Here is a 25,081-nt window from a genome sequence, read left to right as displayed (position 1 = left end):
CTCCGCCGCAACGCCCGCGACCCTCGCCGCCCCCTCGCACTCCTCGGCCTCGGATGACCACGAACCGGACGTCATGCGACTACAACGAAGCCCTGTTCAGGGCCTGCGAGCGCAGTGTTTCATAGCGGCGGCAGAGCAGACTCACCTCTTTCGGGCCGGAGATCAGCCGTCCGTTCTGCTGTCCTTCGGAGTACCCGAGTCGCCGCCCGTCCAGGGTCTCCAGCAACTGAACCGGCCCGTCCAGGCAGCCGTGAAACTCCAGCTCCAGCGGCACCACTTGGAGTGTCACATTGCGCGGCGCGGTAAGCGCAAGCACGTGATTCAGCACACTCGCCTGCACGTGCACCCCGCCCAGCCTGCGCCGGAACACCGACTCCTCCACGATGAAGCTGAACGGCACAGTCGGTCGCTCCCTCAGCATCGCCTGCCGCTCCATCCGCGCGGTGAGCTGCGCCTCTGTCTGCTCATCGGTCAGCAACGGGATGCTGTTGTTGAACACCGCCCGCGCATACGCCTCCGACTGCAACAACCCCGGCACCAGCCGGCACTCGTACGTGCACAGGCTCACCGCCTCCCGCTCCAGCCGCGCCCACCGCCGGAACCACGCCGCAAGTCCCACCTCACCCCGGCTAAGATGACGGGCAGCCCTCCGCAACGCGCCGGTGTTCCCCAGCGCCTCCTCCGCACGCTCGATGAACGCCTCGTCCGGCATCCGGCGGCCCAACTCCACCGACTCCACTGTGTGTTTGGAGTACTGGACGACAGCGGCAAGATCTCCCCGGCTGAGCACCGCGTGCTCGCGTAACGCCTGGACGACCGCGCCGAACGTACGCAGACTGTCCGAGGGGTGGGGTTCCCGCTCCCCCTCCCCCGCCGAAACCGTCCGGGCGCCGACGCCCGTGTCCGCCTCCGCTTCGACGATGTCCATCCGCCGCCCCTCTCTCCAGCCCTCGGGCCCGCACAGGTTCAACACTCAGCGTGACGGCCGGACACGCGTACTGTCCACTCCATGCGCTCGTACGCTCACTCCGCGTACGGGGTGCGGTGCTCGCGCCCGGTCACACCCGACCGTCACGCTGGCGCCATGAACCAACCCACTCCCCAACTCGCCACCTCACCAGTCACCTTCACTCAGCTACTGTCGTCCACACGCCGCGGCGCCCGGCTCGCCCGGCTGCTCGGTGTCACCGAGCTGCGGTCCTGGGGCGCCCCGCAGGACCTCACGGAGCGTGCCGAGATCGTCGTCGCGGAGCTTGCCGCCAACGCCGTCTTCCACGGTCGCGTGCCGGGCCGCTGCTTCAGGCTGACGCTGGTCTTCGACCCGTCGGCCGGCCGCCTGTGCGTGGAGGTCAGCGACGCCCAGGGGAACCTCTACCCGCAGATCGTGACAGGCGCCGTCGGCTCCGACGTGCTGCGCCTCGGCGGGCGCGGCCTGGCGCTCGTCACCGCCCTCGCCGACCGCTGGGACTGCGTCCCCTACCCGCCCAGCGGCAAGACCGTCCGGGCCGAGCTGATCGACACCGGCGCGTGATCACGTCAGCGGAGCGAGGATGGCGCGCCTCGTGAGGTGCGTGCCTGGCCCGTCAGGCACGCATTCCCAGTTTGAGGGCTGCTTCGCGGGCCTTCTCGTCGGCCATGGCGATGAGCTGTTTCCGCCCGCGGTGGGTCTGGAAGTCCGCCCGCGACCTGGCCAGGAGGGAGTCCGCCCGCTCGATCAGCTTGTCCGCCGCTTTCAGTGCCTTGATGAGGTCCTTGGTGTACCGGTTGGACGGCAGCGCGTGGACCTCACTCGTGTGCGTACGGACGCGAGTGATCAGGCGGAGCACGGTCTGCCACTGGGCTTCCAGCTCGGCGGCACGCTGAGTCGCGCGTGGGTTCGGTGCCTGCCCGCGCCCTGAACCCAGGCGAGCCGCTGCCGCGTTCAGTGGAGTGATGTGCCCGAGCTCCTGGATGGAGAAGAGCGCGACCTTCTTCTCGTCGGCGAACTGCCGGGCACTGGTCGTGTAACCGCCGGACGCGTAGAACAGCAGGTGGTGGTGCGAGTCCGCCACTCCCCGCAGTTCTCGGACGGGGCCGACACCGATCGGCTGGCTGTAGTACTTCACCTGCGCGATGGCGTCCCGGGCGATCACGTCGACACCCCCGTCCGCGCCGGCACCCGTCTCCCGTGCGTCGGTGAAGCCGAGGCTGCGCATGTGGTCGACGGCGGCAAGTTCGGCGTCCTGCCATGTGCGGATGGTTCTCGCGCGGTACCCCCTCTCCTGTGAGTCTGCGCTTTCTTCCGCACGCGGAGGTGTGGACGCCCGGCGGGCCCCCGCCCCGTGTGCGCCGGGCGTCCCCGAGGCACCGCGGTGGCCCTGCGCGACGTGCGGAGGACCAGCCGGGGTGTTGCCATCGCCCTGCCGACCGGCGGCGACCAACGCACTGGCCACGGCGGCGGAAAGGGCCTTGAGCTCTATCGCGCCTTCGGGGCCGTCGAGGACGACCGCCTCACCGAACCGGGACTGACTCCCACTCTCCAGGACGGTGAGAGGGCGGCGCAGCTCCATGTGTTCCACCTTGAAGGTGCCCCGCCACAGGAGGAGCCGCCGACAGGTCAGTGCGCCGTGGAACCGGAGGGTGGTGAACAGCAGCTCGACCCGTTCACCGGGCGCCAGATGCGTCAGTAGCTGTTCAGCCTGCGGCAAGTTGCCCACCCAGCCACTGCCGCGGACAACAGCGGAGGTGCGAGGGTCGCTGCGAAGACGTGACACCATGCCATCTTGCAACAACTCCCGGCGCGCACGCAGGACCTGGCGCGCGGGAACCGTCGTCACGGAGTCGAATTCCCCGAGCCCCGACCGAAGGGCGCCTCATCCCCACGATCACGGTCGGCCCAGCTCGACGGGGGTTGTCCGAAGGTGTCACGTGCGGACTTGATCGTCATTCGCCCCAGGACATGGTTGCCGCCGGCGCCGAGCGCGGCACCGATACCGAGTGGCACCTGTTCGCTCAGCACCAGGACCCCTCGCTTGGTCCCGTACTTAGTGACGAAGTGCGGACGCAGCACGCTGTTGGCCCGGTTGATCGGACTCATCGGGATCGCGCCAACGACGCGCCGTCCCCAGTAGGGGCCGATGTGCTCGACGACTCTGTCCAGCTTGCGCGCCGCTCCGCCGCCGAGGAGGACGGTCGCGACCAGGCGCCCGTGTTGCTCGAAGTCCTCAGGATGCACGCCATGAACCTCCGCCAGCGACAGCAGGTAGAGCACTGACGCTTCGGTGAAGGCCGCAGCTGTCAGGATCCCGGCGCCGGACACGACCGCCGCCGCGCCAGACACTCCTCCGGACATGGTGACGCTGAAAAGGTAGGAACGATCCAAGCGACGGATCAGCTCCTGTGGCGTGTCGCCGGGGTGGACTCGCCGCAGGCGCTCGACGTTCTTCCTCGCTGGCGACCGCTGCGCTGCCAACGCCTTTTCGAGACCCTGCTGGACCAGGCTCATGGCGTCATCGGCCTTGCTCATCGGGGTTCTGTGGTCCTCTCGGTTCGTGAGCGCCGCAAGGGCGTCGGCGTACGGCCAGGTCTGAATGCACTGTTGAAGAAGCTGAAGAAACGACGGGGCGGCGCGCCATCACCGCATGTGCACCCACCCGTGCAGCCCCTCCAGCTGCCGCGGCAGCCGGCTGCCCTGCCAGCCCAGCACCAGCCGCTGCCGGGCACGGGTGATCATGACGTAGTAGGCCATGCGCAGGGTCGCCTCCGTGGGGTCGGTGGCGGAGTCGGTCTCCGCGTCGGCGATGACGACGGTGTCGAAGTCGAGGCCCTTGGCGCTGGCTCGGTGGACCACGACGACGCCGGGGCGGGCGAGGTCCAGGTCGCGGTAGCGGCCGGAGGAAGCCGCCGAACTGTAGAGCTGGGGTTCGTGGGCGAGGCCGGCGCGCTCCAGGCGGCGCATGAGATCGGCGGCCGAACGCAGGGAGTTGACGATGACACCGATACGGTCCCTCGGGTGCCTCGCCGCCATGGTGGCGATGTCGTCGGCGACGTCCTTGATGCCGGAGTAGTGGCGGACGACGGGCAGCGTGCCGCTGCGGAAGGGGATGTCGGGGCGGGTGCCGCCGGTGCGGAAGTGTTCGGCGAGGGAGGCGATCTCGCGGGTGTTCCGGTGGTTACCGGAGATCTCGACGCATCCGGTGGAGCGGCCGAGGGCCTCGGTGATCTCGGCGAGGGTGGAGTTCGTCTCGGTGAGGCGCTGGCACTCGTCGGCGAAGACCGTCACGGAAGCGACGGCGAGGCGGGCCATCCGGTAGAAGCCCGGCGACAGGTCCTGGCCCTCGTCGACGACGAGGTGGGGGGTGGTCTCCACGTTCTCGCCGAGGGCGGCGGCGGCCTGATGGGTGAGGGCCGCCCAGTCGAACCAGCCGTCCTGGGTGCGCGGCGCGCCGTATCCGAAGTGGCGCAGGACCCAGCCGTGGACGGTGGCGGCCTCGACGGGTGCGCCCGGGACGGTGAGGCCCTTGAGGGTGTCGCCCAGGAGCCGGCGCAGCAGGTTGGAGCGGGACAGCAGCAGGGTGGGGCGGCCGGTGAGGGCGAGGTGGACGGCGCGGTGTGCGGCGAGCAGGCTCTTGCCGCTGCCGGGCGGGCCGCTGACGACGTGGTTGCCGGTCAGCGGCAGGGCCTCCAGGCAGTCGCGCTGGGCGGGTGTGAGGTCGGGGTGGAGGACGGGGGTGTTCGCGGTGGTCATGGGTGTCATCCCTGAGCGATGGCGGCGGCGTACTCGCGGCTCGCGGTGAGGACGTCGGTGAAGTAGCCGGGGACCCGGGCGGAGCCGACGACCAGGGCGCGGTCGAGGAGGGTGTTGCCGGTCTGGCAGCTCGTCTCGGGCAGCAAGGTGCAGGCGTGGCAGGCGGCCCGGTTGAGGTTGCCGAAGCCCTGGCCGGTGTGCTCGGCGCACAGCGGGTCGGCGGAGCACCAGGCGGCCGCCTCCAGCATGCGGATGAGCGTCTCGGCGAAGTGCGGTGCCTCGCCCTGCCGGACCAGGCCGCCGAGAGTGCCCTCCGCGTCACCGGCCGCCGTGTAGATCAGCAGCCCGCGCTGGCCGTACTCGGGGCGGCCGTAGACGCGTTCGCGCAGGCTGGCGGTGGTGTAGCCGGAGTCGAAGGACAGCTGGCGGATGAGCAGGTGGGCGACGGTGTGCAGGAGCAGGAAGCGGGGCGAGAGTTCGCTGCCGGTCGTCTCGGCGAGTTGCTCGTCGCGGAACGACGCGTCGAGGTCCGTACGAACACCGCGGACGTGGGCCCGCACGCGGGGGTCGTTCTCCCAGGCGGTGAGGCGCTGTTCGTCGAGGGTGAGGACGATGCCTTCGCCGTAGACCTCGGTCGCGGGGAGCCAGCGCAGGCGGCCGCTGGTGTCGGCGGGTACGAGGGTGCCGCCCGGCGAGTGGCGGCGGAAGCCGGTCAGCGCCCGCACCTCGCGGAGGCGGTCGACGAGGACGACGCCGTCGATGCGCGCGTCGAGAGTCGCCCAGGGCTCCTCCTTCTCGCCGTCGAGACCGAGTCCGCCGCGGCTGATCGCGAATTCCTTGGTGGGCTCCGGGAGTTGGGTGGCGTCGAAGGCGTACCACTCGTCGCGGCTCAGGTCGATCTTGCCGGACCTGCCGGGCTCCGGCCGGTCGGGGGGCGGCGACGTGGGGGCGCCCGTGGCCTCCGCGACGAGCTGGTCGATGAGGCTGTCGGGGGCGTCGGTGTCCTCCTTGATCATGCCGCGGAAGGTGTCGGCCCGGGACGTGCCGAGTGCGCCGAGCAGGATCGGCCAGTAGCCGTGGCCCAGGACGGCCTCCGCCATGTTCCGCTCCGCACGCGGGGCTTCGGCGGTCTGAGGGATGTCGAGGGCCGAGTAGACGACCGGGTAGTAGACGTTGCCGGCGGTGCGCTGCACGATGTGCACCTGCTGGCGGCAGGAAGCCCTCGCGTCCCAGTGCTGCCAGGGGTTGCGGCCCGAGCAGCGGCCGCCCTGGGGGCCGAGGACGTCGAGCAGGTCGCGTTCGGCGCAGCAGGGCTTGCCACCCTCCCTGGTCGCTCCGCAGCGCACCGAGAGCGCTTCGAGTCCGGAGGCGCGGTCCGCGACGCGGAAGCTGAGCCGGCGCGCCTTCCAAGCGTGCTTCGACTCGGAGCAGGCCTCCCGCAGTTCGGGCGCGAGCTTGGAGTGGGCCCAGTACCACCAGTCGACGTCGTCGAGGTGTCCGTCCGGGCAGATGCGGACGAACCGCATCGGGGTGAGGCGGGGTGCGGCGGCGCAGGACGTGCAGACGGGCGGCTCGCCCGGCTTCTCGTTCTCACGCAGAAAGCGGACCATGGCCCGGCAGGAGCCGCAGAACAGCCAGCCGGGGAAGCGCACATAGGGGACGCCGGGGCAGTCGGGCTTGTCGTAGCGGTCGTTGAGGGTGTGGGGCGCGGCGAAGAAACCCGTCACGCCGAGGCGGGCGGCGAGCCGTTCGGCGGGGACGGGGGTCTTCAGCCCCGGCCAGTTCTCGATGCCCGCGGCGACGAACGACTCGCCCTGGACGTCGAGTACCGCGCCCACGCCGAACGGCAGCACGGTCTGCGCCTGGCGGACCCGGAGTTTGCGCTTCACTTTCCCGCTCCCGTCACGGTGATCTGGCACTCGCGGTCGACGCTGCGCATGGAGTTGAGGGTCTCCCACAGGCCGTATCGCTGTTCGAAGGCCTTGAGCAGGTTGTGCTGGCCCTTGCCCTGGCTGCGGTAGTAGAGGTCCTTGCCCTCGGCGGCGGCGGTGTCGGCCTGCCGGTACCAGTCGTCCAGGAGATAGCCGAGTTCCGCTCGTACGTCGGCACGTACGGCGTCGGCGTCGGCTCGCGTGGCGCCGCGTTCGGCGGTCGCGGCACGCTCGGCGAGGGCGTCGGCGATCCGCCCTGCCTCTTCCTTGTGATCAGCGATCCGTCCGGCCCTGTTCTCGGCGGCCAGGCCGAGCCGGTGGCGGACCAGGATGACGAGCGCCGCGTGCAGGGCGCGGCGGCGCGCGGGCAGGGACCAGGGCGTGACGCTGGCGGGTTCGACGTAGCGGTAGAGCGCCCGGTGGTAGTCCATGAAGGTCTCGTAGTGGGACCGGTCGCGCGGGCGCGTGGCGTTGAAGTAGGTGACGACGAGTCCGGGCACGTGGTGGCGGCCGACGCGGCTGGTGGCCTGGATGTACTCGGCGGTGGTCTTGGGCTGGCCCTGCATGAGCAGGTACGCGAGCCGCTTCACGTCGACGCCGACGGAGAGCATGTTGGTGCACGGCAGGAACGACACCGACCGGGGGTCCGTCCAGGGCTTTTCGAGGCGGTCGAGGAGGATGGGCTGATCGGCGCGCTTCACGCTGCTGTCGAGTTGTTGTACCTGCTCGCCTACCAACTCGCGGGTGCCCGCACCCTCGTCGAGGCCACGGAGCTGGGCGGGGATGTCGTCGCCGGCCGCGGTGACGGTACGGCCGAGCTCGCGCAGGCTGTGGTGGTAGGCGACGAGCGTCCAGTAGTCGTCGCGGTGTTCCTCGGGGAGCTGGTGGACGCCCTGGAGCATGGCCGCCGTGGTGGCGACGGCACCGCGGCCCGCGGTGTGGCCCTGCGCCATGACACCGAGGTAGAGGCGACCGGGGCGGCCGGTGTCGGGGACGGCGAAGAAGCTGTCGCGGGCGTCGAGTCCGGACGGCGGGAAGAGCTGGACGTCCTGGTGGTGCAGGGCGCGCACCTGCTCGGCGGAGCGCCGGATGGTGGCCGTGGCGGCGACGATCTTGGGCGGGCGGCCGTCCGGGGCGGTGCACAGCTCCAGGATGGCCGCCTCGTAGAGGCCGACCGTGGTGCCGAGCGGTCCGGTGAGCAGGTGCAGCTCGTCCTGGATGATCAGGGACGGGGGCCGGTTGCCGGTGCCCGCGCCGAAGAGGCTGCCGGAGTCGGGCTCCCAGGCGAGCCGGGCGAACTTGTCGACGGTGCCGAGGACGAAGGTGGGCGGATCCTCGTAGAGGTGCTGGTCGACGACGGCGACGGGCAGGACGTCGTGGAAGGCGCACTCGTCGCGGGTGCAGTAGAAGGCGAACTCGTCCGTCTCGGCGCGGACTCCGTAGTCGGAGCGGACGCTGGACCGGGTCGGCGGCAGGATGCGGGTGCCGCACCACGGGCAGCGGTCGAGGATGAAGACGTCCTCGGGGTGGCTGGCGTCGCGCTGCTCGTCGAAGGCGATCTTGGCCGCCTCGAACTTGTTCGGGGTGGTGGTGTCGCCGACCCACAGGCCGATGGTGATGGGTCCGCCGAGGCCGAGCTCGGGTTCGGTGCGGCGGAGGTGTTCCAGGGCGCAGATCGTGGTGGCGGCGCGCTGGAACTGCTGGGTGGTGAGCAGACTGAGGGTGTAGCGGCTGAGCACGGTGGTCCCGCCGCCTTCGCCGCGGATCCGGCGCAGGGCGATGGTGAAGGCGGCCAGGAGCAGATACGCCTCGGTCTTGCCGCCACCGGTGGGGAACCAGATGAGGTCGGTGGTGTCGCGGTCGCGGTGTCCGGGGTCGGCGACGCCGTCGAGGGCGAGGAGGAAGAAGGCGAGCTGGAAGGGGCGCCAGGTGGCCTTGGCGTCGAGGGGCGGGTCGAGGGCCACGGGGTCCGCGCGGTGGCGCCGCTGACCGGCCTGGTCGGGGGCGGAGTGCCGCATCTGCAGCAGCATGGCGCGCTGGGCGATGCGGAAGGCGTCGAGGAGTTCGGGGCGGTCGGGGTCGCAGAGGGTGCGTACGCCCGCTTCGATGCGGGTGACCGCGTGGCGGACGCGGTCGAGGATCCGCTCCGCGGCCTCCCGGCCCCAGGGCGGCACCTCGACAGATCGCTGGCCCACGTACCAGGCGTGGTACGAGGCGGCGAACTCGGCGAGTTCCTCGCGGAGTTGATCCCTGTCGACGGCAGGGTCGGCCAGGTGGGAGATCGTGAGCGCGGGGGCGTCGAGTGGGCCGCCGGCCCGGGTGGCGGGCACCTCGGCGCGTGGCAGGGCTTCGCAGGCGAGGAGTTCGACACCGCCGTCCTCGCCGCGGTCCTCGCGGACGGCGCAGCCGTGGCCGACGGCATGGGTGACGACGTGCCGGTACTGAAGGCGCAGTTCGCGTTCCTCGGGATCGCGGCTGGCGAGCCGGACGCTGGGATACGGCAGCACGGCGCCGTGGGCGGGGCGGACGCTGAGCCGGCACTGGAACAGCATGTCGTCCCAGTCGGATGCCTTGTCGTCGGCACCGTCATGGTGCCTTTCGTTGACCAGGGCCACGGTGATGAGGGTGCCCGCGCCGTAGGAGCGGCGGGTCAGCTGGATCTTCGCGCGGCCGTCGAGGACGGGCACCTCCTTGCGGTCCGGGCCGACCGTGTGTGTCTCGGGCGTGAGGGGGACGCGTTTCCAGCGCCGCCCGCGCCCGGGTTCGTTCCGCTGCGTCTCGTAGCAGGCGGCGGCACAGCTCACCTCGACGTCCACGGCATCGGTGTAGAAGCTGATGCCGAGGGACGCGGGAAGCCAGCTGTTGGTCTCGGGCACGGGGTCGGGGGCCGGGTCCACGTCGGGGCCGTCCTGCTCGGTACCGGGTGCCTCGGGATCGTCCGCGGCGAGGTCGAGCCGGCGCCGGCGGTCCGCCTGTTGCGGGTAGAGCGTGCCCATCAGGTACTGCCGGTCCGGCGGTGCGTCGAGCACCTCGTCGTCACCGCCGGCGGGGCCGACGAGCTGGCGGGTGAGGTAGTCGACCAGCTCCTGGCGCGGGTCCATGTGCGGGTTCCTTCGATGTGGGTGCGGAGGACTGACAGCAGCGCGCGTGGGTTCAGAGGCGTGGAGGTATGAGCCCCAGCAGGATCAGCTTGTCGCGAAAGACTGGCTTGACCTTCGCCTCGATCTGTCGAACGCGCTCACGGGTGACCCCGATGACTGCGCCGATTGCGTCCAGAGTGGCTGGCTCATCACCGTCGAGGCCGGTTCGCCGCGCAAGGATGTAGGCCTCGCGTTCGGTGAAACAGTCCAGGAGGCTCTGAACCTGCTCGAAGAAGTCCTTGCGCAGCAACTCGGCGCAAGGTCCGGGCAGTCGGCTCGGCCCGATGATCAGGTCACCGAGGGCGGCGTCGTCACCGATGATCCGGTCCAGAGAGTCGGTGGACCGGCTGATCCTGCGCACCTCTTCCACTTCGGCGAAGGTGAGGCCGGTGACGTAGGCCACGTTGTCGACGGTCCTGGCGCGTCCTTCACTCAGCAGCTTGCGTTCGGCCACAGCGACCTTGCTGACCTTCTCGTGCATGTGCACAGGCAGCCGGATGAGGGTGCCCTCGTCGGCGATGGCCCGGGTGATGGCCTGCTTGACCCACCACGTCGCGTAGGTCGACAGCTTGTAGCCCCTGGTGGCGTCGAACTTGCGGACTGCGCGCATCAGTCCGATGCTCCCGTGCTGGACGAGGTCCTCGATGTCCAGTCCGTGCCCCTGGTAGCCCTGCGCGATCTTCCACACGAGCCGCTGGTTGTGCAGGACGAGGCACTCGTAAGCGTGCCACCGCTCGCCGTCGCGGGGCAGCGTCGCTATCTCCTCCGCCGGGATGTCGCGGTCGAGGCGGTCAACACCGCCACGGAGGAGAACGGCGAGACCCACTTCCTCTTCCGCCTTGAGCAGAACCTTGCCCAAATTCCGGCGCCACCGGTCCTCCTCCAGCACGGCTCGTGCCGCGCGGACGGCGTCGGAAAGTCTGTCGTCCGTGCCGGAACCAGCGGAGCGGGCGCGCTTCTTGCCGATCGGAGACGTCGAGGCCGCGGCGCTCGACGCCGGAGCGGATGCGGCCGCCGCAGGGCTGGTCTGCCCGCCTGCCAACGTCTGGACCAGCGTGCGGGGCGGCCGGGGGCGGGTGATCGGGAAATCGGCGGTCAGCTCACGCATTTCGGCAGGGCTGAGCCCGTGGAGCCGTACAACTCCGTCGTGGGCGAGCTTGCTGACGGTGCCGTCGGCGTCGGCGTAGCGGGCCAGCATGCGCCGGGCCTGGGCCAGGCGTCTGGCCGCCTCGGTTCCGGCGAGCCCGGGTTCAGGGGCGGCAGTCGGTGGGGCGGACCCCTTCGTCAACGGGGTCGCAGCCCGCACCACAAGATCGGCGGCGGGCACGGGACGGTGGTTCACCCGCCCCCGACGCGACGGCTTCACGTGAATACCAACAGCGGCGAGCCCGTTACGAAGCCTTCGCTGCTGTTCGTCGGTCCTCAGCCCGAGTCGGTCCGCCTCCAGAGCGAAGGCCCGCTGACTGACAATGCCCGCACGAGACGCGCAGCGCGTCAGTCTCTCAATGACCGACGGCAACTCCGCCTCGATCGTGCGCCGTTCGGCCTCGGCCATGGACTCCCCACCCACAACGCCCCCACTCCAGCGACCACGCGCCAGTTTCGCCCGAAAGAGTCGTCCGGGCGGATCCACACTCTAGGGTCAGTCCGTTTACACCGTCAACACAAAGAGTAAACTTGTTTACGAAATTCTGAGTCACTTGACAGTGTCAACGGGTAGAGTGTGCGTGTTCGCGCATGCCTCGCCCTACCTCGGAAGGTCACCCATGCCGCACCCCGACCGCCTCCCCGGCACTCCCGAGTTCCGCATCAAGCTTCTCAAGGACGGCGGTGAGGCGTGCGGGTATCTGCTCGCGGAGTTCGGCGGCGGTTCGCACAAATTTCTCCTGCAGGAGGGTTCGATAGTGGTCGCCGAGGTGCGGCCCGGGCTCGGTGACCACGCGCGCCGGTTCCGCGCGGAGCTGCGCGCGAGCGGCGGGCTCATCGACGCGCCTGCAGAGCCCGACCGGCCGGAGACACCGCCACGTTGGGTGGCGACCCGGGACATCGTGTGCAATTCCCCCTCGGCCGCTGCAGCGCTGGTCTACGGCTACGACGCTTCCGGCCCGGAGTCCTGGCGAACCGCCGAGGGCCACCCGCTCGCCGACTATCTGTCCACTGGCTGGCGTGCCCCGCGCAAGGCGTGGCTGGTACGCGGCTCAAATGTCTCTGGGCACAACTTGGTGCGGCAGTTGTGGCTGAAGGAGGGGTTTGTCTCGCTCGCGGGGGCTCACCTGCCGCCGCTGGAGGAGACCGATCCGACCAAGAGCGTGCTGCGCCGCTACGTGGAGGAGGGATACGAGGGGGCGGCCTCGTACAACCAGAAGCGGGGCCTCGTCGACGAGCTGCACGCCTTCCTGACGCAGATACGCGTGGGCGACACAGTGGCCACCATCGGCGACGGCCGGCTGCACGTCGGGCGGATCACCGGGGAGGCCGTGCAGACCTCGTCGCCGGGCGGGCTGTCCAATCTGCGAAGGACCGTCGGCTGGCTGCCGCAGAGCCATGCGTACGAGGAGCTGCCGGAGGAAGTGCAGCAGAAGCTGTCCGTTCAGCATGACGTCGTCGACCTGACCGGCGTCCTGGACGCGCTGGACGGGCTCACCGGGCATACGGACCGTACGGACCCGGCAACAACCGACGACACCGGTGAGTACCCCTCCGTCGAACGGCCGACGCAGCGGGAGCTGTCGCTGCCGGACATCACCGAGGCACTTGCCTCGGACCTCCTGGTCCACGACCGCGCCTGGCTGGAGGAGATGCGTGAACTGCTTCTGGATGAACGGCAGCTGGTGCTCTATGGCCCGCCGGGCACAGGCAAGACGTATCTGGCGATGAAATTGGCCGAGTACCTCGGCGGCGGTCCGGAGCAGGTCAAGATCGTGCAGTTCCACCCTTCGTACACCTACGAGGACTTCTTCGAGGGGTTCCGGCCCGTGGAGGATCCCGAGACGCGGGAGGTCGCCTTCCGGCTGACGGCGGGCCCGCTGCGGGAACTCGCCGATCTCGCCTCCCGCGAGGGCAACCGGCACATCCCGCACTTCCTGATCATCGACGAGATCAACCGCGCCAATCTGGCGAAGGTCTTCGGCGAGCTGTACTTCCTCCTCGAGTACCGAACGAGGTCCGTGCGCCTCACCTACTCCGGGGACGACTTCGCACTGCCGCCAAATCTTTTCGTGATCGGCACGATGAACACCGCCGACCGGTCGATCGCCCTGGTCGACACGGCGATGCGGCGCCGTTTCGCGTTCGTGGAGCTGTCCCCGCGCGCCGAACCGACCGCCGGGCTGCTCGCGCGCTGGCTGAAGCGCGAGGGCAGGGACCCGGAGCCAGCCCGTCTCCTCGACGCCCTCAACGCCCGCATCAACGACGCCGACTTCGCCATCGGCCCCTCCTACCTGATGAAGCCGGGCGTGTACCGCGAGGGCGGCCTCGAACGGACCTGGCGCACGAAGATCCTGCCGCTGCTGGAGGAGCACCACTACGGCGAGGGCCTCGACGTCGCCGCCCGCTACGGTCTCGACTCGCTGCGCGAGCAGCGCCCGTGACCGCGACCGTGCTTGAGGTGACGCTGCGCGAGTACGGGCCCGCCGTCTCCGTCTCGCTGGGCTCCGAGGCCGGGCGGGCCCTCGCCGCCTCCGGCATTCTGCAGAGCGCGACCCCGGATCCCGGCCGGGACGGGCACTGGCTGCTGCGGGCGGGCAGCCGGGTCGGCGCCGTGCAGACGCCCGGCGGCCTGGTCGTACGGATCACGCCCAAGACTCCCGTGAGCCGGTTGTTCTTCCTCCTCGGGTTCAGTCTCGACCCGGCACGCGCCTGGCGTGACAGCCGGGAGGGCACCGTCGACACCGGAACGTATGACGACGTCGTGCCCGCACTCGCACACGCCGTGGAGCGGCAGATCGACGCGGCGCTGCGGCAGGGGGTCCTCCAGGGCTACCGGGAGGTGGAGGAGTCTGCGCTGGTCGTGCGCGGGCGGCTCCGCGAGGCCGAGCAGATCCGGCGGCACTTCGGCCGTACACCGCCTGTGGAGATCGTCTACGACGCGTACACCGCCGACACCGCCGAGAACCGCATTCTGCGCGCCGCCACCGAGCGGTTGCTGCGGCTGCCGGGAGTTCCCGGTCCCGTCCGCCGGCGTCTCGCCCACCAGCGCGTACGTCTCGCCGACGCGCTGCCACTGGTACGGGGGCAGGAACTGCCGCGTTGGCAGCCGTCACGCCTGAACTCCCGCTACCAGCCCGCGCTGCGGCTCGCCGAGGCCGTCCTGCGCGACACCTCACCGGAACACCGGCCGGCCGGCTCCGAACCGCTCACCGTCGACGGCTTCCTGCTCGACATGAACAAGTTGTTCGAGGACTTCGTCACGGTCGCCCTGCGTGAGGCCCTTCAGGAGCACGGCCTGACCGCGCGCCTCCAGGACTCCCACCACCTCGACACCGCGGGTCTAATACGGATACGCCCCGATCTCGTCGTCCGCACCGGCGATGGCCGCACCCCGCTCGCCGTCGTCGACGCCAAGTACAAGGTCGAGAAGGCCGACGGACTCCTCAACGCCGACCTGTACCAGGCGCTGGCGTACACCACCGTGCTCGGTCTGCCCGAGGCGCACCTGGTGTACGCGGCCGGACGGCAGCCCGAGCGCTTACACGAGGTGCGCGGAACGACGGCAGGGCCGGACGGACGGGGAGTGCGGCTGTACCAGCACAGCCTTGACCTCTCCCGCGAACCCGGACAACTCCTGTCGACTCTAAAGGAGATCGCCGGACGGCTGGCCGGAGCCACCCCACATCCGTGACCATGGAACACCGTCAGGCAGAAAGAAAGGGACCTCATGCCCCGGCTCGCCTTCGCTCAGAGCTTCTGGGACGGCTATGACACCCTGGAGAAGCCGGTTCGAGCCGGAGTGCGCAAGGCCATGGCGAAATTCCAGGCCATGAGCGTCGCCGAACTCAACGCGGACAAGGGACTGCACCTGGAGTCCATCGAGAACGCCCGTGACCCGCGCATGCGCACCATTCGCATCACCGACTTCTGGCGGGGCGTCGTCCTCGCCCCCGACGACGGCAGCGACATGTTCCTCTTGGTCAATGTCCTGCCGCACGACGACGCCTACACCTGGGCGGCGAAGCGTCTGTACAGCGCGAACTCCGCGACCCGGGCCCTGGAGGTACGCAACGCCGTCGCCCTGGACGAGCTGACACCGCTCTACGAGACGGCCGCACGCACGGCTCCACGGCTGCTGTTCGCGGACGTCTCCGACGGCACGCTGCGCGAGCTCGGTATCGACGACCAGGTGCTGCGCGCCGCGCGTTCATTGGTGGACAAGGCCCAACTGGAGGCGTTCTCCACGCTCCTGCCGGAGGATCAGCTGGAGGTGCTGCAGTACCTCGCCGAGGGGTTCAGCCCGGAAGAGGTCTACCGGGACGTCGTGGCCGTCCGTCGGCCCGCCGATGCGCCCGCTGAACCGGTGGAGGACCTGGCCACGGTGATCGCCAACACTCCGGCGCGTATCCGCCTGGTCACCGGGCCGCAGGAGCTGGAGGAGATCTTGGAGAAACCGTTCGATGCCTGGCGGGTGTTCCTCCACCCCTCCCAGCGGCGCGTCGCCTACCGCACCTCGTACGGGGGTCCCGTACAGGTCACCGGCGGCCCCGGGACAGGCAAGACGGTGGCCGCCCTGCATCGGGTCAAGCACCTGCTCGGCCGTTCCGAGGACGGCCGTATCCTGCTCACCACGTTCACGAACGCGCTCGCCGCCGGACTGCGTGAGATGCTCGGCCTGCTCCTCGACGAGGACGAGAAGCTGCTGGCCCGGGTCGACGTGACGACGGTCGACGGCTATGCGAACGGCATCGTGCGCGCGAAGTCGGGGGCCGCGCCCAGACCGATCGGGGACCGGGAACAGCGGCAGTTGTGGGAGAAGGCCGTCAAGCAGCTCGATCTGCCGTTCACCGCCCAGTTCCTGGCCCAGGAGTATCGGCACGTCGTTCTCGGCCAGAACCTCCGCGACCTCGACGCCTACCTCGGCGCAAGCCGCCGCGGCCGCGGCACCGGTCTCGGTCCCACGCGCCGCCGGGAGATGTGGAGCGGCGTGGAGCGGTTCGAACAGTTCCTGCGCGACCGTGGCGAGACCACACACCTGCGAATCTGCGCCCGCGCGGCGGAACTCCTCGCCGGCGAGCCGACTCCGTACGCCCATGTCGTCGTCGACGAGGCACAGGACCTGCACCCCGCACAGTGGCGTGTGCTGCGCGCCGCCGTGTCTCCTGGCCCTGACGACCTGTTCGTCACCGGCGACCCGCATCAGCGGATCTACGACTCCCGGGTCTCGCTCGGCTCCCTGGGCATCACCACGGCCGGCCGCAGCTTTCGGTTGCGCGTCAACTACCGCTCGACCGAGGAGATCCTTGCCTGGTCGGCGCGGCTCCTCGCGCCCGTCACCGTCGACGCGCTCGAGGGCGAGGGAACGGACTCGCTGTCCGGGTACCGCTCCCTGCTCCACGGGCGTCGTCCCCAGGCGCAGGGGTACGCGACCCGGCAGGAGGAGACCGAGGCCCTGGTGGACCGAGTCCGGGTGTTGCTCACCGAGGGCCTCGCACCGCACGAGATCGGCGTGTGTGCGCGCTTCAACCTCTCCCTGGACGCGGCCGAGGAGAAACTGAAGGCCGCGGGCGTCCCAGTGCTACGTGTCAAAGGGCAGGTCGGGCAGGGGGCCGAGGGGGTGCGGCTGGCAACTATGCACGCGATGAAGGGGCTGGAGTTCCGGGCGGTGTCCGTCCTCGGCGTCAACGAGGGCACCGTCCCATTCGCCCGTGAGATCACCCCACGCGAGGTGGATCCGCTGCAGCACGACGCCGACCTGCTCCGGGAACGCTGCCTGCTCTTCGTCGCCTGCACTCGCGCTCGCGAAGCGCTGAGTGTGACGTGGAGCGGAACTCCGAGCCCGTTTCTGCCACGCGCCGCCTGATGGGAGCTGCCGCCTGGCACGTGCCGATGCGGGGCACCCACTTTGGAGTACCCCGCACCGTCCTCACTCCTCCGGGGCCAGGGCGCCCGTGGCAAGGCCGTCACGGGCGACTTCGGCAAGCTGCCCGCTCAGCTCGTCGACCTTGCGCATTCCTTCCTCGTATGCGGACAGGGCTCGGAAGGCAGAGCCGTACCGACGCTGCTCGTCGATGCTCATGCGGGGAATACGGGACCCCCTGCTGTCAAGGCGGTAGGTCCCGCTGGCACTTGTGGACCGGCGGGTATTGACGGAACTGCGTAGGAATCCCTGCAGATAGTCCGTGTCGAGCTGTTCGCTGGCCGACACCGGTTCCGAACCGTCGTAGGTGACGAGTCCGGCGCGGGCGAGATCCGCGACGCTGGTGGTGGCGCCCTCCAGTGAGCCCGGTCCACCGCCCGCCGCAAGCTCAGGCAGGAGTACGGCGAGTCGGCGGATCTGGTCCTCCAGCTCCTTGCGCAGGGCGGCGTACTCACCGGGATAGTCGCGGTGCCGGGACCGGAGATGGCTGCCGGGGGTCAGGTCGACGGTGTCGTCGAGGAGTTCGATCAGGGGCACGTCGGCGACCTGGTCGGGGCGTGGTTCCAGGCTGCCATCGGGGCTGTTGCCGGTCAGGTCGACCATGCGCACGGTGTGGTTCGTATCCGCACTTGCGGTGCTCTCGGGACGCTGCAGACACCACAGATGCACGGGCAGGGCGTGAGAGGTCGCCGTCCCCGGCGGCAGGGCGACCACTTGGCGCACGATGCCCCGACGTACGAGTTCTGATCGGATACGGCGGCCTGCCTTGCGGTAGGCGACCGAGGCCGGCATGACCATGAGGACCTGGCCGCCGGGCTCGGTGTGCGCATAGGCATGTTGGAGCCACGCGAGCTCCCCTTCGGCCTTGGACGGGGTACCGAGTTCCCAGCGGGCGTCGAGCAGCAGCTCCTCTCGCCCCCACTCGGTCACGCCGGCCGGCGGGTCGCAGACCACCAGATTCGCCTTGAGGTCCGGCCATTCGTCCGCGCGAAGGGAATCACCTGCCACGATGCGCACGCCTGATCGGCCCAGGAGGTCGGCACGGAGCTGTGCGAAACGCGCACTGTCGGCATCCATCTCCTGGCCACAGCAACGCATCCCGGCTTCGGAGGCGACAGACAGGAGCAGCACGCCGATCCCGCAGGCGGGGTCGAAGACTGTGGCGTCGCCTGGCAGCTCGGGAGCGAAGTGGCACACGGCCCGCACCACGCGCTCGGGAGTCACCTGGTCCGATCCCGCACGCCGAGCGGAATCCATGAACCGTTCAGTCAGTCCGTTCACGAGGTCGACGGGCGCTTCGGTTTGAGCGAGCTCCCGTACACGGATGGCGACGTCATCCGGCAGTCTCGGCTCGTGTTCTCCGGCCAGCACCGCGGCTACCTCTGCCAGGCCCACGATCATCTGCTCCCCGTACGCGGCCCGCATGGCCTGCCACAGCTCGACCTCGGGTGACACCTCCTGGCCTTTGCGCTGCTTGTCCAGCCATTCCTGGACCTCGGCGAGCGCATAGAGCGGACTGCTCGCGGCACCTCCCGCCGGCGCGGGGAAGTCGTCGTAGCGCCGACGCCAGTTGGAGACAGCGGCCCGAGTGACTCCGGCCAGCCGAGCGATCTCGGCACCGGTGACAAGAGGTCCGACCGATGAAGCGGCATTGTCCGTCATAGTGCCAGCGTACACGGGCCGTCAGTCTTATTCGAGAGGGATATCTGTTGACGTCGTACACGCACCCATGTCAGCATCCTGCGTGTACTTGGTTTCTCCTGAGCCAGTGCAACATCGGCGCGCCCTCGCCTCAGCCGCCCTCATCTCTGTCCCGGTCCCGAGCCGCAGGGCTGCCCGAGCCTGCCTCACGCACCTGTCCATGTTCCGTCCAGCCACGACCCCGAAGGCATCGACGTGCCCCGCTCGTCCTTCAGACCTCTCGCCGACTGCCCCACGGAGGGCACGCCTTGGTATCGAGCACCGCAGTACGCACCGTTTACCGGCCGTCCGGCGTCGCCCCCACCCCGGAGGCCATGCGCGACGCTCTTGACGCCGAACTGCTGGACAGGCTCGGTGCCGATCCGCATTTCCCTGAAGTGCTCGGGGTTCCGGCCGTGTACATCACCTGCGGGATGGAGCACACCAAGGCCCCATGGTGCGAACCCATGTCGCGCACCACCGGCATCACGGTCACTGAAAGCGTTCGGCGCACCGCTGCCGTGCTCCTGCTCGCCATCGACGGCACCGTGTACGCCATCGGCTGCGACCAGGGGTACCGGCTGATCCCAGACCACCTCAAGGACAAGCGCTTCGGTCTCTCCTTCGCCATCCGGCAGATGGATCCGAACATGATCCGCGGGGCTGTCTCGAAGACTCTCGGGCAGACGCGCACCGACATCTCCCTGGTTCCGGGCGGCGCCCCGGTCCCCCTGCTCGGCATCCGTGACCACTCGCGCATCGTGCGCAGCCTGGGCGGATACCTCGACGACCTCCCGCTCACCCGGTCGCGCTACACACGCGGAAAGGCCGTCAGTGCCCAGGGCGGATGCGGGCTCAGGATCGCCCTCGGAGTCGAACCCGAGGCCCTGATCTCCGACCTGCGGACCATCGCCAGGATCTGCCGCGAGGACATCCCGCACCAGGAGCTGGAGTTTGTCGACCACATCGCGCCGGTCAGCGACACGACGACCCTCGACACCCTCGACCAGGCCCTGGACGACCGTCTCAGCCGGCCCGCCGACGGCCAGATCTCCGTCTCCGTCCCCGCCGAACACCACGTGGCATACGCGGAGGCCACCACGTACATGACGCAGATCAACAGCACAGGAGCCCTGCGCTCCGACAACTTCGACCTCGGCTACGTACTCACCCGGGCCCGACTCGCACCGCCCGGCCGACGCCTCAAGGCGCTGCGCGAGGGGACCGTGACCCTTGCCAGGGACCGCCGGGCAGGCTCCACCGACACGCTCGCCGCCACCAGCGCGCTGACTTGGTTGGAGGTCGGCATCTCCCTCGGCTCCCGCCGGTTCTTCCTGATGGAGGGTGAGTGGTACGAGGCCGGGGCCGCCTATCTGGAAGAGTGCCACGCCACCGTGACGGCGCTGTTCTCTCCTTCGCCCTCCATCTCCCTTCCCGCCTGGGCCGACGGTGAGTCCGAGAACGACTACAACAACAGGGTGGCTGATGACCGGCCCGGCTGGCTCTGTCTCGACACCAAGAACATCACCAATCCTCTCCGGCCCAGGGAGCAGGTCGAGATCTGTGACCTGCTGGTGCCGGACGGCACCCTGGTCCTCGTCAAGCGCGCAGGCAGTTCTGGCCCGCTGAGTCACTTGTTCAACCAGGCCAGGGTGGCGGTGGAACTGCTCCAGGAGTCCGCCCAGGTCCGTGCGGAGTTCACCGCGAAGGTGGCCCGGCTCAGCGGGGGCAAGTGCTTGCTACCGGACGACTTCACACCCAAGCGCATCGTCCTTGCCGTACTTCTCAAGAACCGTGAGAACCTCACCCCGGAGTCCATCTTCGGCTTCTCCCAGATCACCATCGCCCAGACTGCGAAGGCCCTGGCAGCACGAGGGGTGACTGTCGAGGTCGTCGGTATCCCTCAGGGCGGCTCAGACGCACTTCCCCTGCCCTCGTGTCACGTAGGGGTCGGGGCGGCTGTCACTGGCTGGCAACCTCGGACGCCGGTTCGCCCTTGAACCAGCTCTGGAGCCGAGTCGCCCAGTTACGGGCCAGCGCCGTCGCCGAAGGGGAGCTGGTGAAAGCTCTCTTGGTCAGCAAGTTGCCATCGGCACCAACACGACGGCCAAGCGGGCAGCGGCTCTAACGCAGCGGCTCTAACCCCGGCTATTCAGCGGAATTGGGTGAGCTGACGCCCTGACAGCAGAAAGGCGCCGCTGACCTGCAAGGATGCGACTGTCGAGGAAGCATCGGGTGCAGGAGTCAGGACACCTTTCTGGTGAGCGAGCGTACAGGGTGGGACCGTGGGCTGTCTGTGACCGCCGACGGGAAGGGGCTGGTCGGGCATGCCGGGACGGTGCTGCTGCGGAAGCTGGCGGACCGGATCGGTCTGACACGAGGGCTCGCCGGAGTGCTGCCGACAAGCACGGCGGCCGGGTGGCGGGAGCGTGCCGCCGCGCTCGTCCAGTTGGCCGTCGCGATCGTGCTGGGAGCCCGGAGCCTGCTGGAGGCCGAGCAGCTCCAGCTGCATCACCAGGGCTTGTTCGGGCCGTCCGTCTCGGACTCGACTACGCGCCGGGTGCTGGCAGGGCTCGACGAACAGACCCTGACTCAGATCGCGAAGGTGCGTCGGCGGGTACGCCGGCACGTGTGGACCCTGCTCCACCTGCGACCCGGCGGCTTTCCCCAGCTCACGGTCGCCGGACGCACCCTGAAGGGCTGGATCGTCGTGGACCTGGACGCCACGGTCATCACCACCGCGTCCAGAAAGGAAGGAGCCGCGGGCACGTTCAAGGGTACGTTCGGGTTCCATCCGCTGGGCGGCTGGTGCGCGAACACCGGCGAGAGCCTGGCGATGGAGCTGAGGCCGGGCAACGCGGGGGCAAACATCGTCGAGGACCACCTCCGCGTGCTGGCCGCCTGCCTTCAGCAGATCCCCCGATCCTCGCAGTCCAAGCTGCTGATCCGGGTCGACGGCGCGGGCGCCGCGCACGGCCTGCTGGAGCACCTCGAAGCGTTGAACACCACGCGGCGCACGGTCCGCTACACCGTCGGCTGGAAGATCACCGAGGAGGACGAGGCCGCGATCGCTCAACTTCCCGAGAACGCGTGGGAGACCGCGCTGACACAGGGCGGCGAACTTCAAGAGGGCTATCACGTCGCCGAGTTGACCGGCCTGAACACCCGCGACGGCTGGCCGGAGGGGATGCGGCTGATCGTCCGCCGTGTCAAGCCGTCACGGCGTCAGCTGAAGAAGCTGACCGACTTCGAGAAGAAGACCGGCTGGCGCTACTCGATCACCGTGACGAACATCCGCCGCCTGTGGGGCATCGCCGGCTCCCACCAGATCCAGTTCCTCGACGTCCTTCACCGCAACCACGCCGAGGTCGAAGACCGTATCCGCACCAACAAGGCCATGGGCCTGCACAACCTGCCTTCACAGTCCTGGCAGATCAACACGGCATGGATGCTCGCCGCGAACCTCGCGGCCGATCTCGACGCCTGGCTCCGTCTGCTGACCCTGCACGACAGCGAGGACCTCGCCGACGCCGAGCCCGACACCATGCGCTTCCGCCTCTACCACCTGCCCGCCCGCCTGGCCCGCCACGCCCGCCACCGCCATCTGCGCATCGAGCGGACCTGGCCCTGGGCACCGGCGTTCACCACCAGCTGGAGGAGGCTCACCCAGCTTCCGGCCGTCACCTGACGACCCGCCCCCGCCCCGACAAGGACCAGGAAGGAGGACAACCCGCACTCTCCGGGATTGTGGAACCCGGCGCACCCGCGGCGTCACGCGACGGCCCGCCCTCCAACGACAGAGGACATTACGGGCGAACCACCGAACCGATCAGCGACCGAAGCCCACTGACGAATCGAGGTTACCAGTGGATCTCTACCAGATGCGAGCGAACCGGAACTGGGTCACTGTAAGAAAGGGGGCGGACGACGGGGACACAGTACTCAGCGGTCCACCCGCGTGCTCGAGCCGACGATGCGGATCCTGTGCCCTCTCCAGTTTCGGTTCGGCCGTGTGGGCGGTCCGCCTGTCTCCGCGAACACAGGGGGAATAGTCATGACCGAGACGGCCGCTACTACTCACAAGCCGGTGATTGTGGGTATCCATGGCATTGCTCAGCAGTACCGCGGTGGTTATGAGCTCACGTCGGTGTGGTTCGACGCGCTGCGCGACGGGCTGGTCGCCGCCGGCCAAGAAGCGAAGGCGACGGCTCTTACGGCCAGCGATGTGGTGGTCTCCTTCTTTGGAAGTCTCTTCCGCCCCGCCGGTGCCATGGGGCACGGCCCGCCCTACTCGGCGCAGGACGTTCAGCCCGGGCTGGAACGTGACCTGCTGGCCGAGCTCTACAAGGCCGCAGTCGACCAGGAACCGTCGCTGGGGGCGCCCCCAGACGCCATGGCTGGCCGGGTGGGGGCGCAGGTCATGGTGAATCGGCTGCTGCGTTCACGCACGTTCGCGAAGGTCACCGAGCGTGCGCTGATCGGCGACCTCAAACAGGTCAGCCGCTTCCTCGGCTCGCCGGAGACCAAGCAGTCGGTCCTGGACCGAGTGCGGCGGCAGGTCGGTGACGGCACCCGGGTGTTGATCGGCCACTCCCTGGGATCGGTGATCGCCTACGAGTACCTGTGTCGCTACCGGCCGGCGTCCGTCGAACTGCTAGTGACCCTCGGATCCCCACTGGGCATCCCCATCCTGGTCTTCGACCGGCTCACCCCCTCCCCCACCGGGGGAAAGGGAGCCTGGCCCGCACCCGTGGCCCGCTGGGTCAATGTCGCTGATCGCAACGACATCGTCGCCATGCGCAAGCAACTAGCCGAGCTGTTTCCCGGACCGGCACCGGATCGGCAGGTAGACGACCGTCTCGTCGACAACGGAGACGAGCCCCATGCCATCGGGCGCTACCTTAACGCTCAGCAGACCGGGAGTGCGATCGGTGATGCCCTGCCCTGACTACTCTCCCGTGGAGCACCGCGCGCTTCTGGCCCTGGGCACAGCGACCTACCAGGCAGCTATGTACGAACGCCTGGAGAAGGTGCCGGACTCGCTCAGGACGGTCGTGGATGCCCTAGCTGAGCTGGGGATCACCCCCATCGCTCCTCATCCGGGGTATCACTTGGACCTGGGACTGGACGAACTGCGCGAGCAGGTGGAGCAGGCTGCGCGAGCCGCACCGATCGTGATCGTCTACTACACCGGTCACGGCACCCGGCCCTCACGAGGCGACTACTACCTGATTCTCCACGCCTATCAGCCGGGCACCTTCCTGCGGACCGCTCTGCCAGTCAGGGACCTACCGGAGCTGCTGCTGCGAAGGACGGCAGAGGAGGAGCTGGAGGCCGACCAACCCACCGTTCTCGTGATCCTCGACTGCTGCTTCGCCGGCTCCGGGGGGATGGACGTCCTCGGTGAAGCCCTGAAAGGTATCGGCAACCCGAACACTTGGATCTTGGCCAGCGCCAGCGGCCTGCAATACGCCCAGCAGGGCACGTTCGCCAAGGCATTCATTGAAGCGCTGCGGCATCCTAGAACGGGCCGGTCCGGGCGCTGCGTAAGCCTGAACGACATCATGGATGTCATCAACACTGCGGAGGCCGGGACAGAGCAGCAGGCCCGGTGCTTCCCGCCCGCCGAGTCCGGATTTACAGGCACCGAACTGTTCTTCCCCAACCCGACGTTCGTGCCCGACGTTGCCGGGCTGACCATCACCGATCAGCACTGGGTATCCCGGCTGCGCGGGGCCCCACAGGAGACCACCACAGGGTTCTACCTCACCGGCCGGACCGGGCGCATCAAAGCCGCCGAAGACCTCGCTACGTGGATGACTGGGCCGCAGGGCGGAGGCTTGGCGGTCGTCACTGGCAGCCCCGGCACTGGCAAGTCCACCCTGCTCTCCCTTCCCGTTCAGCTCGTCCGCAGCGCCAGACGGGAGCAACTCCTTGATTCAGCAGGGGCCAACCCGCTGATCACTCAGACCGCGGACCTGCTCAGCACTGATCTGTCTCTTGTCGCTGTCCACGTCCGGGGCTTCAACACGGACCAGGCTGCTCGCGAGATCGCCAAAGGGCTGGGCCGGGACGTTGAAACGGCCTCCGCGCTGCTGGAAGATCTCGACACCAACCCTTTGCCCGCTGAGCCGATCCTGGTCGTCGACGCCGTCGACGAGGCAATCTCGCCTACCACGTTGCTCCACAGCCTGCTGCTACCGCTTGCACGCCAGCACGGCTTGAAGGTCGCCCTCGGTGCCAGACGTCACGTCCTCCGCCACATCGGCATCACTAACCTGACCATCGACCTGGACACCGAGGAGTACCGCGACCCGCAAGCACTGATCGACTACGTCCACCAGCTGCTGACCGCTGCGCACGAACCCGAGATCGCTACTCCCTACCAAAATGACTCCTCAACCGCAGAGGGTAAGTTGCAGGAGATCACTGCAACGGTGTGTCCCTCCCCTCGTAGCGTGAAGACCGTGACTGCAGGGGAAGTTGGGAGTCATGGCGGAGAAGCGACGGAAGTTCGATCCGGAGTTCCGTGAGG

General features: G+C 69.1%; 16 protein-coding genes. 8 read left to right on the top strand and 8 right to left on the bottom strand.

Going from position 1 to position 25,081, the window contains the following annotated elements:
• Positions 1-79: 79 nt before the first annotated feature.
• Positions 80-928, bottom strand: a complete 849-nt coding sequence (locus tag ACWD35_RS41415; RefSeq protein ID WP_451356522.1) for a helix-turn-helix domain-containing protein — start codon at positions 926-928, stop codon at positions 80-82.
• 156 nt (positions 929-1,084) lie between these two features.
• Between ACWD35_RS41415 and ACWD35_RS41410 the strand changes: the two genes are divergently transcribed.
• Entirely contained in the window at positions 1,085-1,531 is a 447-nt protein-coding gene (locus ACWD35_RS41410; RefSeq protein WP_451356521.1) for an ATP-binding protein, read from the top strand.
• A gap of 52 nt (positions 1,532-1,583) precedes the next feature.
• On the opposite strand, the gene ACWD35_RS41405 is transcribed toward ACWD35_RS41410, so the two are convergent.
• The 6 genes from ACWD35_RS41405 to ACWD35_RS41380 all read right to left on the bottom strand — a co-directional run bounded on the left by ACWD35_RS41405 (position 1,584) and on the right by ACWD35_RS41380 (position 11,139).
• On the bottom strand, positions 1,584-2,687 hold the full coding sequence (locus ACWD35_RS41405; protein WP_451356520.1) for a restriction endonuclease: 1,104 nt from the start codon (positions 2,685-2,687) through the stop codon (positions 1,584-1,586).
• A gap of 125 nt (positions 2,688-2,812) precedes the next feature.
• Positions 2,813-3,505 (bottom strand): hypothetical protein, encoded by a 693-nt coding sequence (locus ACWD35_RS41400; RefSeq protein WP_451356519.1) that lies wholly within the window; start codon positions 3,503-3,505, stop codon positions 2,813-2,815.
• A gap of 108 nt (positions 3,506-3,613) precedes the next feature.
• Positions 3,614-4,726: an AAA family ATPase gene (locus ACWD35_RS41395; protein WP_451356518.1), complete on the bottom strand. Its 1,113-nt coding sequence runs from the start codon at positions 4,724-4,726 to the stop codon at positions 3,614-3,616.
• A gap of 5 nt (positions 4,727-4,731) precedes the next feature.
• Positions 4,732-6,615: a DrmB family protein gene (drmB, locus tag ACWD35_RS41390; RefSeq protein ID WP_451356517.1), complete on the bottom strand. Its 1,884-nt coding sequence runs from the start codon at positions 6,613-6,615 to the stop codon at positions 4,732-4,734.
• Positions 6,612-9,758: a helicase-related protein gene (locus ACWD35_RS41385; RefSeq protein WP_451356516.1), complete on the bottom strand. Its 3,147-nt coding sequence runs from the start codon at positions 9,756-9,758 to the stop codon at positions 6,612-6,614. Before ACWD35_RS41385 ends, drmB begins: the two co-directional genes overlap by 4 nt.
• Positions 9,759-9,810: 52 nt before the next feature.
• Positions 9,811-11,139, bottom strand: a complete 1,329-nt coding sequence (locus ACWD35_RS41380; protein WP_451356515.1) for a sigma-70 family RNA polymerase sigma factor — start codon at positions 11,137-11,139, stop codon at positions 9,811-9,813.
• Positions 11,140-11,563: 424 nt separating this feature from the next.
• Between ACWD35_RS41380 and ACWD35_RS41375 the strand changes: the two genes are divergently transcribed.
• From ACWD35_RS41375 to ACWD35_RS41365, 3 genes are read left to right on the top strand one after another with little or no spacing between them, the layout of a single operon-like run.
• Positions 11,564-13,387: a DUF4357 domain-containing protein gene (locus ACWD35_RS41375; RefSeq protein ID WP_451356514.1), complete on the top strand. Its 1,824-nt coding sequence runs from the start codon at positions 11,564-11,566 to the stop codon at positions 13,385-13,387.
• A complete protein-coding gene (locus ACWD35_RS41370; RefSeq protein ID WP_451356513.1) occupies positions 13,384-14,637 on the top strand; it encodes an McrC family protein in 1,254 nt (417 codons plus the stop codon). Before ACWD35_RS41375 ends, ACWD35_RS41370 begins: the two co-directional genes overlap by 4 nt.
• Before the next feature lie 36 nt (positions 14,638-14,673).
• Positions 14,674-16,809 carry a UvrD-helicase domain-containing protein gene (locus ACWD35_RS41365; protein WP_451356512.1) on the top strand — a complete coding sequence of 712 codons (2,136 nt, stop codon included), beginning with the start codon at positions 14,674-14,676 and terminating at the stop codon, positions 16,807-16,809.
• A 63-nt stretch (positions 16,810-16,872) separates the two neighbouring features.
• On the opposite strand, the gene ACWD35_RS41360 is transcribed toward ACWD35_RS41365, so the two are convergent.
• Complete coding sequence (locus ACWD35_RS41360) at positions 16,873-18,528, bottom strand: N-6 DNA methylase (protein ID WP_451356511.1); 1,656 nt, start codon at positions 18,526-18,528, stop codon at positions 16,873-16,875.
• Positions 18,529-18,575: 47 nt separating this feature from the next.
• Between ACWD35_RS41360 and ACWD35_RS41355 the strand changes: the two genes are divergently transcribed.
• The 4 genes from ACWD35_RS41355 to ACWD35_RS41340 all read left to right on the top strand — a co-directional run bounded on the left by ACWD35_RS41355 (position 18,576) and on the right by ACWD35_RS41340 (position 25,079).
• Positions 18,576-20,546: a TIGR04141 family sporadically distributed protein gene (locus ACWD35_RS41355; protein WP_451356510.1), complete on the top strand. Its 1,971-nt coding sequence runs from the start codon at positions 18,576-18,578 to the stop codon at positions 20,544-20,546.
• 260 nt (positions 20,547-20,806) lie between these two features.
• On the top strand, positions 20,807-22,234 hold the full coding sequence (locus ACWD35_RS41350; RefSeq protein ID WP_451356509.1) for an IS1380 family transposase: 1,428 nt from the start codon (positions 20,807-20,809) through the stop codon (positions 22,232-22,234).
• 366 nt (positions 22,235-22,600) lie between these two features.
• On the top strand, positions 22,601-23,494 hold the full coding sequence (locus ACWD35_RS41345; protein ID WP_451356508.1) for a PGAP1-like alpha/beta domain-containing protein: 894 nt from the start codon (positions 22,601-22,603) through the stop codon (positions 23,492-23,494).
• Positions 23,495-23,555: 61 nt separating this feature from the next.
• Entirely contained in the window at positions 23,556-25,079 is a 1,524-nt protein-coding gene (locus ACWD35_RS41340) for a caspase family protein (RefSeq protein WP_451356507.1), read from the top strand.
• The last annotated feature ends 2 nt before the right edge of the window (positions 25,080-25,081 follow it).

This window comes from Streptomyces sp. NPDC002671, from assembly GCF_053592475.1.
Note: the sequence above shows the minus strand (reverse complement) of the source record. Positions and strands in the feature narration are given on the sequence as shown.

Coding starts and splice junctions, on each gene's coding strand:
- ACWD35_RS41340 (WP_451356507.1), top strand. CDS start 23,556: ATGTACGAACGCCTGGAGAAGGTGCCGGACTCGCTCAGGACGGTCGTG.
- ACWD35_RS41345 (WP_451356508.1), top strand. CDS start 22,601: ATGACCGAGACGGCCGCTACTACTCACAAGCCGGTGATTGTGGGTATC.
- ACWD35_RS41375 (WP_451356514.1), top strand. CDS start 11,564: ATGCCGCACCCCGACCGCCTCCCCGGCACTCCCGAGTTCCGCATCAAG.
- ACWD35_RS41400 (WP_451356519.1), bottom strand. CDS start 3,505: ATGAGCAAGGCCGATGACGCCATGAGCCTGGTCCAGCAGGGTCTCGAA.
- ACWD35_RS41415 (WP_451356522.1), bottom strand. CDS start 928: ATGGACATCGTCGAAGCGGAGGCGGACACGGGCGTCGGCGCCCGGACG.
- ACWD35_RS41360 (WP_451356511.1), bottom strand. CDS start 18,528: ATGACGGACAATGCCGCTTCATCGGTCGGACCTCTTGTCACCGGTGCC.
- ACWD35_RS41410 (WP_451356521.1), top strand. CDS start 1,085: ATGAACCAACCCACTCCCCAACTCGCCACCTCACCAGTCACCTTCACT.
- ACWD35_RS41395 (WP_451356518.1), bottom strand. CDS start 4,726: ATGACCACCGCGAACACCCCCGTCCTCCACCCCGACCTCACACCCGCC.
- ACWD35_RS41385 (WP_451356516.1), bottom strand. CDS start 9,758: ATGGACCCGCGCCAGGAGCTGGTCGACTACCTCACCCGCCAGCTCGTC.
- ACWD35_RS41365 (WP_451356512.1), top strand. CDS start 14,674: ATGCCCCGGCTCGCCTTCGCTCAGAGCTTCTGGGACGGCTATGACACC.